The sequence below is a fragment of the Serratia sp. LS-1 genome, assembly GCF_003719595.1.
In the GTDB taxonomy this organism is placed as follows: domain Bacteria; phylum Pseudomonadota; class Gammaproteobacteria; order Enterobacterales; family Enterobacteriaceae; genus Serratia; species Serratia ureilytica.
The window spans coordinates 2,953,509-2,964,790 of sequence record NZ_CP033504.1; the positions used below are offsets into that span (position 1 = coordinate 2,953,509).

General features: G+C 63.3%; 11 protein-coding genes. 3 read left to right on the forward strand and 8 right to left on the reverse strand.

All coding sequences use genetic code 11. The features are described from left to right. Positions 1 to 33: 33 nt before the first annotated feature. Both EDY99_RS14155 and EDY99_RS14160 read right to left on the reverse strand, forming a co-directional pair. Positions 34 to 663 carry a CatB-related O-acetyltransferase gene (locus tag EDY99_RS14155; RefSeq protein ID WP_089197268.1) on the reverse strand — a complete coding sequence of 210 codons (630 nt, stop codon included), beginning with the start codon at positions 661 to 663 and terminating at the stop codon, positions 34 to 36. Positions 664 to 819: 156 nt separating this feature from the next. Then, positions 820 to 1,815, reverse strand: a complete 996-nt coding sequence (locus EDY99_RS14160; protein ID WP_123061856.1) for a DMT family transporter — start codon at positions 1,813 to 1,815, stop codon at positions 820 to 822. A gap of 172 nt (positions 1,816 to 1,987) precedes the next feature. Between EDY99_RS14160 and EDY99_RS14165 the strand changes: the two genes are divergently transcribed. Further along, positions 1,988 to 3,454: a PLP-dependent aminotransferase family protein gene (locus tag EDY99_RS14165; RefSeq protein ID WP_103100927.1), complete on the forward strand. Its 1,467-nt coding sequence runs from the start codon at positions 1,988 to 1,990 to the stop codon at positions 3,452 to 3,454. Here the strand turns inward: EDY99_RS14165 and EDY99_RS14170 are convergent. From EDY99_RS14170 to EDY99_RS14185, 4 genes are read right to left on the reverse strand one after another with little or no spacing between them, the layout of a single operon-like run. Continuing rightward, on the reverse strand, positions 3,451 to 3,951 hold the full coding sequence (locus EDY99_RS14170; RefSeq protein WP_069100266.1) for a protein disulfide oxidoreductase: 501 nt from the start codon (positions 3,949 to 3,951) through the stop codon (positions 3,451 to 3,453). The two genes, EDY99_RS14165 and EDY99_RS14170, sit on opposite strands and share 4 nt — an antisense overlap. Then, on the reverse strand, positions 3,944 to 4,660 hold the full coding sequence (locus tag EDY99_RS14175) for a DsbA family protein (protein WP_123061857.1): 717 nt from the start codon (positions 4,658 to 4,660) through the stop codon (positions 3,944 to 3,946). Before EDY99_RS14175 ends, EDY99_RS14170 begins: the two co-directional genes overlap by 8 nt. Then, entirely contained in the window at positions 4,660 to 6,693 is a 2,034-nt protein-coding gene (locus EDY99_RS14180; protein WP_123061858.1) for a protein-disulfide reductase DsbD, read from the reverse strand. The genes EDY99_RS14175 and EDY99_RS14180 overlap by 1 nt, the downstream gene beginning before the upstream one ends. Before the next feature lie 49 nt (positions 6,694 to 6,742). Then, complete coding sequence (locus EDY99_RS14185; RefSeq protein WP_033639760.1) at positions 6,743 to 7,105, reverse strand: hypothetical protein; 363 nt, start codon at positions 7,103 to 7,105, stop codon at positions 6,743 to 6,745. A 205-nt stretch (positions 7,106 to 7,310) separates the two neighbouring features. Between EDY99_RS14185 and flk the strand changes: the two genes are divergently transcribed. Next, complete coding sequence (gene flk, locus EDY99_RS14190; RefSeq protein WP_123061859.1) at positions 7,311 to 8,339, forward strand: flagella biosynthesis regulator Flk; 1,029 nt, start codon at positions 7,311 to 7,313, stop codon at positions 8,337 to 8,339. Between the two features lie 4 nt (positions 8,340 to 8,343). Here the strand turns inward: flk and EDY99_RS14195 are convergent, their stop codons facing one another. Further along, the gene (locus tag EDY99_RS14195; protein WP_033643902.1) at positions 8,344 to 8,799 is read right to left on the reverse strand and encodes a rhodanese-like domain-containing protein; all 456 of its coding nucleotides are present in this window, start codon (positions 8,797 to 8,799) and stop codon (positions 8,344 to 8,346) included. Positions 8,800 to 8,892: 93 nt separating this feature from the next. Between EDY99_RS14195 and EDY99_RS14200 the strand changes: the two genes are divergently transcribed. Further along, positions 8,893 to 10,326, forward strand: a complete 1,434-nt coding sequence (locus EDY99_RS14200; protein ID WP_197845462.1) for a PLP-dependent aminotransferase family protein — start codon at positions 8,893 to 8,895, stop codon at positions 10,324 to 10,326. Positions 10,327 to 10,353: 27 nt separating this feature from the next. Here the strand turns inward: EDY99_RS14200 and EDY99_RS14205 are convergent, their stop codons facing one another. Further along, entirely contained in the window at positions 10,354 to 11,250 is an 897-nt protein-coding gene (locus tag EDY99_RS14205; protein WP_123061861.1) for an endonuclease/exonuclease/phosphatase family protein, read from the reverse strand. Between the last annotated feature and the right edge of the window lie 32 nt (positions 11,251 to 11,282).

Sequence of the window (11,282 nt, forward strand, 5' to 3'; positions counted from 1 at the left end):
CTTGCGCAGCGTTATTATCCCGTGTTTCATTAGCTAACGCTCAATGTTGCATACCGCCCGCTCTAAGGCCGCAATATCATTATCGGCCAGCAAAGGCTGCACCTGCGCAAAGTCCGCCTCGGACAAATCATAGAGGCGCAACGCAAGCAACCGCGCGATGATTTCCGGCGCGAATCGCCAACGGATAAACCTCGCGGGATTGCCGCCGACGATGGCATAAGGTTCAACGTCGCCGGTCACCACGCTGCCGGCGGCGACGATCGCCCCTTCGCCTATCGATACCCCTGGCATCAACATCGCCCGCATGCCAATCCAGCAACCGTCACCCAGCCGGGTATCGCCTTTGGGGCGGTACGCCTGTTTGATGGTTGCCATAAACGGGTACAGGCTCAACCAGTCGATGCGATGGGTGTGATTGCCCCCCATCAGGATCACCGCTTCGGCCGCGATGCACACGTAATCGCCGATCAGCAGGCGATCTATTTCGCCCAGCGGCTGCCATTGCCGGCTGACCGCGTCGCCGTGCAGATAGCGCACCACCGAGCGTTCGAAACCGTTATCCCAGCAGTCGCTGTAGTAGCTGTGGGTGCCTTTGACGATAATATTCGGGTTAGTCACCGTCTGATGCAGCAGTTCGGTGTTGGACCAGTGTTTTTCGGACATGGCGTATTCTCTTGTTACGGGAATAAAAGCCACGGAACGGAATGTCTGTGGCCGTGTTGTCGTTCACTCAACACGGCCCTTCAAGCGATAAGCGCTCGTTTCAATCTCGGGTTATTCATGATTACCGCCTCTCTTGCGAGGCGAAATGGTAACCGATCACGCCTCGGCGGTCTTGCTTTTCAACAGCAGCACCCCGCCCATGACCAACGCGCTGCCCAGCAGCTGCAGCTGATTCATGTTTTCCCCCAGCAGGAAATAGGCGATCACCGCGGTGAAAACCAGCTCCAACGACAGGATCAGGTTGGCTACGGCCAGCGGCAGCGTTTTCAGGCTGATGTTATACAACCCGAAGCCCAACAGCGTCGGCCCGGCGGCCAGCGCCAGCAGCAACAGCCAGCCGCTCCACTGAATGCCCTGCGCGCCGTGCGACAGGAACCACAGAGAGCCGGCCATGCCGTGGAACGCCGCCAGCGGGAACGCCGTCAGCGCCGCGTTGAACACCAGCTGATACAGCGCCGAAAAACCGAAAACGTACAAAATGGTGTTCCACACCGGATAGCCCCGTTCGCTGGCCACCCGCCCGCCGAGGGTATACAGGGTATAGCCGATGCCCGACAGCATCCCCACCAGCAGCCCCAACAAATCGAAGTGCTGGTTGCCCATGCTGTCGCCGTTGCTGACCAGGAAACAACCGCCCAGGCTGATGGCGATCACCAGCAGTTGGCGCAGCGTCAGGCGTTCGCTGTACATCACCCAGCCGAGGAACACGGTAAAGCCCACCGAACAGTAGGTCAGAATGGTCGCCACCGATGCGCCGTTCAGCGCCACCGACAGCGTCCACAGGCTGTTGAACAGCGCCAGCAGCAGCCCGTAAAGCGCATAGAACAATACCTGTTCACGCCGCAGGCGCGCCCACTGCGGTTTCACCATCAACAGCAGCGGCAACAGCACCAGCGCCACCAGCGCCGCGCGCCAGAACGCCAGCACGAAGGTCGGCAGGTGATAGTATTCGGTCAGCGCGCGGATGATGATGGCGGTAAAGGCCAGCAGCATGGCGCTGATAATGGCGATGACGTAACCCTGGCGGCTGCCCTGAAAGAGACGCGCGCCGGGCAGCAAAGGCCGGGCGGAAACGCCTGACGGTAATGACATGAGATCCTCGGGAAAATGGCGACATAAATGCTCAGGCGGACAGTGTAACGCGGCCATTTTTTCTCACTATAGCCACTTTACGGCGTTGTCATGCAGGCCACTTTTCTGCGCTTGAAGCCCTGTTGACATGGGGTATAGTAAAAATCACTCTCCCTAACCGGGCCAATTTCGCATGCATATCCCGTTGGATCGCGAGCAGGACGTTCCGCTCTATTTACAGATCGAAGAAGCGCTGCGGCGCGCCATCCTCACCGGCGTGTTCGTGGATGGCGACAAGCTGCCCTCAACGCGCACGCTGGCGGCCGAACTGGCGGTCAGCCGTTTAACGGTGGACAACGCCTACGCTGAACTGGCGGCCAAGGGCTTTTTGCATCAGCGGCGCGGCAGCGGCGCCTATGTTGCGCACCCGCAGGCGCAAACGCGCCCGGCCCGGCCGAGCAGCGATGCCCCCTTCCCGCTGGAGAGCTTCACCACCCTCACCTCGCGGCTGGACGGCTACGCCGACGCCCCGCTGCCGGAGGGGCTGATCAACTTCGCCGCCGGCGTCGGCAGCCCTAAGGTGTTTCCGCTGGAGGCGTTTCGCAAAGTGCTGCTGTCGGTGCTCAGCCGCCATGCGGAAGAGGCCTTCAGCTACGGGGAATACTGCGGCTACTACCCGCTGCGCGATACGCTGAGCCGCATTCTCAGCGCGCAGGGCATCCCCACGCAGGCGGAACAGGTGCTGATCACCAACGGCTCGCAGCATGCCATCAGCCTGGTGGTGCAAAGCCTGCTGGCGCCGGGCGATACGGTGATCGTCGAAGAACCGACCTACGCCGAAGCGCTGGGCCTGCTGCGCCAGCACCGCATCAATATCGTCACCGTGCCGGGCGATCGCCACGGCATGCTGGTCGAACGATTGCCCGAGTTGCTGGAACGCCACCGCCCCAAATTGATCTACACCATCCCCAACTTTCACAACCCGACCGGCCGTTGCCTGAGCGAAGCTCGCCGGCGGCGCCTGCTGGCAATCGCCCAACGGGCCGGCGTGGTGATCCTGGAAGATGACTTCGTCGGCGATCTGCGTTACCAGGGCAAACAGCTGCCGTCGCTGCGTGCGCTGGCGCAGCCGGGCGCGGTGATCTACGTCAGCACCTTCTCCAAGATGCTGCTGCCCAGCATGCGCATCGGCTATCTGGTGGCGGACAGCGAGCACTATCAGCGCTTTGCGCGGCGCAAGCACGTTGACAGCTTCACCAGTTCCAGCCTGATCCAGCGGGCGCTGGACGCGTTTGTCACCGTCGGCCGTTACGACAAGCAGCTGCGCCGCGCCGGGCGCGTCTATCGCCTGCATCTGGAAGTGATGATCGACGCGTTGCAACGGCGGTTGCCGCCGGGGTGCCGTTTCGAAACGCCGCAAGGCGGCTTGTTTATCTGGCTGACGCTGCCCGCGACGGTGACCACCACCGAGCTGATGCCGGTGGCCTGGCGGCACGGCGTCACTTTCGCGCGCGGCGAATGCTTTTATGCCCAGGAACAGCTGGGCGCGCACAGTCTGCGGCTAAACTTCGCCGCCAACTCGCCGCCGCAGATTGAAGAAGGTATCGCCCGGCTTAGCCGGGCGATTGAGGAAGTGATAGCAGAGAAAAACGCCGGTTAGACGGCGGCCCACCACAGCCGCAGCTTCATCCCCCAGTAGCTGGTCCAGCCGGTGGTGCTCTGCACCACCTTGCCCTGCGAGATCACCACGAAGGTCGGCGTCACGCCAATCTGCCACTGCGCCGATAGCGTACCGGCCGGATCGTTGACCACCGGCAGCGCCAGCCGTTTGCGTGCCAGCCACTGTTTCACCTGGGTATCGTCGCCTGAGCGCAGCGCGACGGTCAGCACGTTGCCGCCCGCCGCCTGCAAACGGGCGACGTCCGGCGTGGTGAAGCGGCAGACGCCGCACCAGCTGGCCCAAAAATAAACCAGCAGCGGCCGCTCATGGCTGAGCTGCGCCAACGACACGCGCTCGCCGTCCAACGTGCTCAGCGTCTGGGCATCGAAGGCCGGCGGCGCCTGCGGTGCGTTCAGCCAATCCATCACCGTGATCACCGCCAGTGCGATCAGCGCCAGCAGCAGCAACTCGCGCCCCCAGCGCTTGAGCTTAGCCATGGTTGGCCTTCGCCAGCTGCTGTTTCACCATCGCTTCCAGCTCTTCATACGACACCGCCCCCGGCAGCATCCGATCGCCGATCAGCGTCGCCGGCGTCCCCTGCACGCCCAGTTGTTCCGCCAGCTCCATATTGGTGCGCAGCGTGGTCATGCTCTGTTCGCTCGGCGCCACCGCCTTGACGCCGGTTTTCTCCTGCGCGGCGGCGATGCTGGCCTTGTCGTGGAAGCCCTTTTTCGCCATCAGCCGCTGATGCAAGGCCCAGAATTGCTCCGGGTGCTGCTGCCAGGTGGTGAGCGCCACGCGCGCCGAACTGACCGAACTTTCGCCCTTGAACGGCAACAGCTTCACCACCAGTGCCACATCCGGGTATTGCTTGACGATTTTCTCCAGCATCGGATCAAACCGCTTGCAGTACGGGCAGTTATAGTCGGTAAAGGTCACCAGCGTCAGTTTCGCGTTGGCGGCGCCGAGGCGCGGGCTGGCCGGATCCTGATACAGCGTTTTGGCATTCTGCTTGATAGCCTGGCTGATTTGCTGGCTTGCGGTTTGCTGCTGCCAGGCGTCCACCGCCTGCGCCAGAATGTCCGGGTTGGACACCAGCGTTTCACGGATCATCTCTTTGATACGCGCTTCTTGCGCCGAGGTGAAAGGCTCGGCGGCCCACACCGGGGCGGCGATGATCATCAGTAAAATCAGTAATTTTTTCATTATTCTGTTCCTTTGGCATGGGAAAGCGTTTGCAGCACGGCGTCACGGGTCAACAGCGGGGATAGCACCTCGCCGTCCGGGCTGCCGGGGCCATAGATTTGGTTGAAAGGCACGGCGACGCTGCCGCGCTTTTGCAGGAAGGCGCTGATGTCGGCCGACGGGCGGCTCCAGTCGCCGCGCAGCGCGACCACGTCGTCGGCGCTCAACGCCCGCTGTACGTCATCTCGCAGCAGCACATTGAATTTGTTGGCTTTACAGGTCACACACCAGTCTGCAGTGACGTCGACGAACACCCGTTTATGCTGCGCCAGCGCCTCGGCGATCGCCTGTTCGCTCAGCGGTTGCCACTGAACCCGATCCTGCAACGGCTGGCGCCACAGACCGGCGGTCAGCGAGCCGGCCAGCAAGACCACGCCCGCCAACACCACAGTGCCCGCCGCCAGCTTGGCCGCCAAGCGCGCCCCTTGCTGACGCCACACCGCCAGCAGCAACGTCAGCAGCGCCAGCGCCCCCAGCCACAGCGTGGCCTGCATGCCGATATGATTGCTCAGCAGGCTCAGCAGCCACAGCGACGACGCCAGCATCAACAACCCCATCGCCAGCTTGACGGTATTCATCCAGCGGCCGGGGCGCGGCAAGCGCAGCGCCAGCGAAGGCCAGGCGGCGATCAGCAGCCACGGCAGACTCATGCCGATGCCGAGCGCGATGAACATGCCCCACAGCACCGGCAACGACGCCGCCAGCGCGAAGGCCACCGCCGTGCCGAGAAACGGCGCCGAGCACGGTGTCGCCAGCAGCGTGGCGAAGGCGCCCTGCCAGAAATGGCCGCTCAGGCCGTGCCCGCTATGGGTGGCCAGCGACGTGTTCAGATCGGACGAGAGGCGCAGATGAAACAGGCCAAACAGGTTGGCGCTGAACAGCAGCGTCACCAGCACCATAAAGCCGATAAACCACGGATTCTGGAACTGAATGCCCCAACCGAGCGCGTGGTTGCCGAGCCGCAGCAGCGTCATCAGCAGGGCCAACGCCATAAACGAGGCGACAATACCCAGCGACGACGCCAGGAACTGCAGCCGTACGCTGCGCCGATCGCGCCGCTCCACCTGCAGGATGGAACCGAGCTTGATGCCCAACACCGGCAGGACGCACGGCATCAGATTGAGGATCAACCCGCCCGCCAGCGCCATCAATACCGCCTGCCATAACGGGAACGCCGCACCGGCCGGCGCGGCCAGCGGCTCGCCGATCGGCAGCGTTATCTGCTGCGCCATGCCGCCGTCGTCGATCACCAGCGTCAGCGTTTTGCCGCGCAGATCCGGCGCCGCCTCTCCCCAGCCATCGCTCACCGGGACTCGCGCCAGCAACTGATCGCCGTCGGTTTCAACCTGCGGCTTGCCGAGATCGGCATCCGCCAGCGTATCGAAGAACAGCGCGGGCCGCTGCCAACCGTCGGCGCGTTCGGCGGCAATCTGCAGCTCGCCGCTGCGATACCCGGCCTTGACGTTCTCCGTCAACCCGGCGGCGATAGGCACTTGCCCCATCGCCTGCGCGAAGTCGTGATTAAACTGCGGATCGTTCGGCGCCGTCAGATCCAGACTGAACGGGTAGTCGGTCAGAATGCAGACATTGCTGCAGGTGGACAGCGTCAGGGTGCCCGCCAGCGGGCCGGATACCGGGCCTGGCACCACGATCGGCAGCGTGACCCGATCGTGATAGCCCTGGGTGGAAATGCCGGCCACCTCGAAACGCTGCGGCGTCGGCCAGTGCCAGATCGCCGGCGGTGGGTGGCCTTGCCAGACGATAGCCGGCGCGATGCCGCCTTCACCCGGGGAACGCCAGTAAGTTTTCCAGCCTTTTTGCAGCTCGACCGACAGCAGCAGACGGGTCTCTCCCGGCTGTGACGTGTCGGCGCGCAGCCGCACCTTGGCATGATCGTTGGCCGGATTTTGCAGCCAGCCGCTGTCCGCCGCCTGCAAGGCGGGCAGCCACAGCATAAACAGGCAAGCGCAGGCCAGCCTGATAATTTTTAACATGTTAATTCTCCATAAATGATTAATTCACCGCGAAAAACGGGCGATTAACTCATTCACGGAAGACACATAATCGTAGGTGCACCCTGAGGGTGGGCGGAGAAATGGCGCGAGGAGGAGGAATGCGCAGACGCGCGGCAATGGTCGGCGCCAACAGCGCCAGCAGCAGACCCAGCCCGAACAGCACGGTTTCGAACATTACCGGCGGCGCGGCCAGCAATGATTTGGCGCTCAGTTCACAGGGCGTCGGCTGCGCTTCGGCGGCGGCGTCGCTGGATTGAACGGCGGTGGCGGCCGGGATCCCCAGCGTTTGCTGCAGCGCATGCAGGCCCGCCATGCGCTGGGTCATGCACGTCAGCACCACCAGGCAAGCCAGGCATAAAAACCATTTTGCAATCCGCTGCCGTTTAACCATGCCATCCTCATGTTCAGATCTGGGGTTATCTTAGCGGCGCAGACGCGATTAGCAACGTTTTGTCGGTAAAGAAATGTCTGAGCGGCGGTATTGATGGCGGCGAATTACAGGTATCATAGAGGGTAAGCCTGCGCTTTTCGCCGGGTACGATGACGATTCTCTCCTCCAGGCACACTGCGGGGATACACAGCGAAGGACTGGTGATATGCAACCTTTGAGTGGGCCGGGCACCCCAATCGCCGGCGAGCGCCCCCCTTCCCCGGGCAAAACGGCGGCCACTGACGATCAACCCCTCTCTCCGGCGCAGCGCACAACGCTGGAAAAACTGATCGTGAAAATCATGACGCTCAGCCCGGTAAAATCGGCGGAGATCTGGGCGTCTCTGCGTCACGATCTCGGCGCCGACAAAGGCGGCGAACTGCTGGCGCGCCATTTTCAACCGGCGGAACAGCTGCTGCAAACGCGCCTGACGCAGGCGCAGCAAAACCATGCCGGGCGCCAACTGCTGCAACAGCTGGCCGAGTTGCTGCCGCAGGGCAATAATCGCCAGGCGGTCAGTGACTTTATTCGTCAACGGTTCGGCCATACGGTGTTGAGCCAGCTAAGCCCACCGCAGCTGCAGCAGGTGCTGAATCTGTTGCAGACCGGCGGCCTGACCATTCCCCAACCGCAGCAAACCGCCACCAGCGATCGCCCGCTGCTGCCCGCAGAGCATCAAAGCCTGCAGCAGCAGGTCACCAAACTCAGCGCCGCGACCGGTGAAGCGCCGGCTAAAATTTGGCAAACGCTGTTCGATCTGGCGGGCGTGAAAACCAACGATCCGCTGCCGGCGCGCCACTTCCAGCTGCTGAACCAGTTTTTACAGGTGAAGGTGGCGCTCAGCCCGCAGAACGCGCCAACGCTGAACAACCTGCTGGCGGCGCTCAAACAGCCGGCGGATGAGCAAGAACTGCAGCAGATGAACGACTACTGCCAGGCGCGCTTCAACTGCGGCGCCAACGCGCCGCTGACGCATCCGCAAATGAGCGACGCCATTCATCAGCTGTTTGCCCGCCGTCTGGAGAAAGCCGGCCAGGCGCAGCCGATCGCCAGCCCCTCTATCGAACCGCAGCCGCTGCTCAACCCGCTGATCGCCACCCTGCCTCTGCCGCTGCAAAAAGCGCTGAGTAAGCCCGCCGTGGCGCTGATCCTGCTGCTGTTGGCGTTGGCCGTCGTGCTGGCGCTGGTGTTTTAACGCCTCAGGCGCAGCCGCAGTCCGCTGCGGCCGCCCGGGAGCGCAGTGACCCCGGCAGTTCGCCGATGGCCAACGGATGGCCGTCGCGCAGCCAGAAATCCAGCCCGCCAATCAACTCCTTCACCCTAAACCCCAACTTCGCCAGCTTGTAGGCGCCTTTAGTGGAACCGTTGCAGCCGATGCCGTCGCAGTAGGTCACATACACCTTTTGGCGATCCAGGTGCGCCGTGCCGGCTTCATCCATCAGGCGATGCGGCAAGCTGAGCGCGCCGGGGATATGCCCGGCGGCGTACAGCGCCTCCGCACGGGTGTCGATCACCACCATCCCGTCCACGCCATTGCGCAAATCTTCCGCCACGTCCCAGGCATCCGCATAGCGGCTCAGCTTGGCCGCCAGATAGGCCAGGCTCTCTTCCGGCGCTGCCGGCGGAAAGGCCAGCACCAAGGATTCTTTCGACATATCACTCACTCCCGTTGATCAAGACAGATGACAATAGTGCCCGATTTTGGTCTTATGATTGATACCCATTTTTTACTCATGATAAGACCCATTATGCGGCACACGCTGATCACGCTGTTTCAGCAATCGCCCCAGGCCATCGGCACGCTGCGCGATCGTCTGTGTGCGGCATTGCGGCAGGCCATCCACCACGGCGCATTGAGCGTTGGGCAACGGCTGCCCTCCAGCCGAGTGCTGGCTGGGGATCTGAACCTCTCAAGGGTGACCGTCGAAGCAGCGTACGGCCAGTTGGAGGCGGAGGGGTATTTGCAGCGCCGCGTCGGCCAGGGCACATTTGTGGCTATCCGCATCGCCAAATCGCCGCCGCCGGCGACCCGCACCGCCATGCCGCGCCTTTCGCTGCGCGGCCAACAGATCGTGCACACCGGCGGCTGCCACGATCCGCAGAACCCTCAGGCCTTCGCTGCCGGCTCGCCGGACCTGCGCGCGTTTCCGCTGGCCCTGTGGAAGCAGTTGACCGCTCAACGCCTGCGCCTGCAGGGGGAAAGCCTGCTGCGCTACGGCGATCCGCAAGGCTATCTGCCGCTGCGCGAAGCCATTGCCGCCCACGTCAACCAAACGCGCGGCGTAGTCTGCGATGCGAGCCAGGTTATCGTGCTGACCAGTTCGCAGCAGGCGCTGCAAATGATCGCCACCTTACTGTTGGACAGCGGCGACAGCGTCTGGATGGAAGAGCCGGGTTACACCGGGGCGAGAAACGCCTTTATCAGCGCCGGCGCCGCGCTGACGCCGGTGGCGGTAGACGGTGATGGCCTGCGAGCAGAACCTTCCTTGCCCGATCCGCGTTTGATTTATCTGACGCCCTCGCACCAATACCCGACCGGCGCGGCGCTCAGCCTGGCACGCCGCTTAGCGTTGCTGGCGCAGGCGGAGCGGCAACAGGCCTGGATCATTGAGGACGATTACGACAGCGAGTTTCACTACGACGGGCTGCCGATTCCGGCGATGCAAGGCCTGGATCGCCATGGCCGGGTGCTCTATCTCGGCACCTTCTCCAAATCGTTGTTCCCTTCGCTGCGGCTGGCGTACCTGATCGTGCCGCCCGCGCTGGTCGCCCCCTTCGTCACCGCACGCACGGTCTATGACGGCCACAGCGCGCAATTGATGCAGGCGGTGACCGCCGAGTTCATTCGCCAGGGGCACTTCGCCGCGCATATTCGTTACATGCGCCAGCTCTACCACAGCCGGCGCGATGTGCTGCTGACGGAAGTGAGCGAAAAGCTGAGCCACTTCGCCACGGCCGCTCCCGCCGCCGGCGGCCTGCAGCTCAGCGTTTGGCTGCCGCCCGGCCGGGAGGCAGCGCTCAGCCAACAGGCGCGGCGGCTCGGCGTCCTTACGCCCGGGTTAACGGCGCAATACCAAACGGTTCAGGCCCAGCGCGACGGCTGGCTGCTGGGTTTTTCGGCCCTGACGCCGGGCGAGATCCGCAGCGCCGTCGAGCGGCTGGCGCGGATCGCCGCGGCTTAGCCCTGCCCCGGAGAGACGCCGGCCGGCTTATTGCTCGGTCAGGCGCATCTCCGCCACCAGCGGCAGGTGATCGCTCACCGCCGGCCAGTGCACGCCGTTCCAATCGCCGCTGGCGTTCGGCACCGTCAGGCTGTCCAGATGCCAACGCTGCGCATTGCCGCTAAAGATGTAATCCACCTTGATTTCGGCGTTTTCCGCCGGCCAGCTGCGGCCGTCCTGCCCGTTGGGCATGATGTCGTTCCAATAGCGGCTCAGCTCCAGCCAAGTGACGCTGCCCGGCACGTCGTTCATGTCGCCGAACAGCAGTTTGATGCCACGCACTTCGATGGTGCGATCGTTCAGCTCCCGCACCTGATCCAGACGCATCGTCGGATCTTCCTTGGTATCGAGGTGGGTGTTGAACAGGGTGATCGGCGTCGGGAACTCCGGCACATCGACCTTGGCGCTGAAGGCGATGCGCTGCTCGCGCTGGCCGGACGGCAACGGATAGATCACGGCGTCGTGCAGCGGATACTTCGAGAGAAACGCCAGGCCGTATTCACCGCCGTCGAAATCGATCGCCCGGCCGAACACCGCCTGCATGCCGGTCAGCTTCGCCAGTTCCGCCGCCTGATCGACCCGCCCGCTGCGGGCGGTGATTTTATCCACCTCCTGCAGCGCCACCACGTCGACGTTCATCGCGCGAATCGCCTTGGCGATAGCGGTCATGTCGCTGACCTTGCCGGCGGCGATATTGAAGCTGGCGACGCGGATCTTCGGCGCCTGTTCCAGCTCGTAGGTTTTGTTCTTCAGGCCGCCCAACGCGCTGGCCACCTCGCGGCTGTTGGCGTTGCTGTTGGCGTGCCCGGTATCGGCGGACGACCAGGCGCTGTGAGAGATGCCCAGGGACAGTAAGGTGATGAGCAAAGCGTGACCGGTGTGCATGAATTCTCCTTGAGGGACAGATAAGTGTTATG

What these genes read in the sequence shown, in the direction of transcription:
- flk (WP_123061859.1), top strand. Translation starts at nt 7,311, where the DNA reads ATGCAACCTTTGAGTGGGCCGGGCACCCCAATCGCCGGCGAGCGCCCC.
- EDY99_RS14160 (WP_123061856.1), bottom strand. Translation starts at nt 1,815, where the DNA reads ATGTCATTACCGTCAGGCGTTTCCGCCCGGCCTTTGCTGCCCGGCGCG.
- EDY99_RS14185 (WP_033639760.1), bottom strand. Translation starts at nt 7,105, where the DNA reads ATGGTTAAACGGCAGCGGATTGCAAAATGGTTTTTATGCCTGGCTTGC.
- EDY99_RS14180 (WP_123061858.1), bottom strand. Translation starts at nt 6,693, where the DNA reads ATGTTAAAAATTATCAGGCTGGCCTGCGCTTGCCTGTTTATGCTGTGG.
- EDY99_RS14170 (WP_069100266.1), bottom strand. Translation starts at nt 3,951, where the DNA reads ATGGCTAAGCTCAAGCGCTGGGGGCGCGAGTTGCTGCTGCTGGCGCTG.
- EDY99_RS14200 (WP_197845462.1), top strand. Translation starts at nt 8,893, where the DNA reads ATGCGGCACACGCTGATCACGCTGTTTCAGCAATCGCCCCAGGCCATC.
- EDY99_RS14175 (WP_123061857.1), bottom strand. Translation starts at nt 4,660, where the DNA reads ATGAAAAAATTACTGATTTTACTGATGATCATCGCCGCCCCGGTGTGG.
- EDY99_RS14165 (WP_103100927.1), top strand. Translation starts at nt 1,988, where the DNA reads ATGCATATCCCGTTGGATCGCGAGCAGGACGTTCCGCTCTATTTACAG.
- EDY99_RS14155 (WP_089197268.1), bottom strand. Translation starts at nt 663, where the DNA reads ATGTCCGAAAAACACTGGTCCAACACCGAACTGCTGCATCAGACGGTG.
- EDY99_RS14195 (WP_033643902.1), bottom strand. Translation starts at nt 8,799, where the DNA reads ATGTCGAAAGAATCCTTGGTGCTGGCCTTTCCGCCGGCAGCGCCGGAA.
- EDY99_RS14205 (WP_123061861.1), bottom strand. Translation starts at nt 11,250, where the DNA reads ATGCACACCGGTCACGCTTTGCTCATCACCTTACTGTCCCTGGGCATC.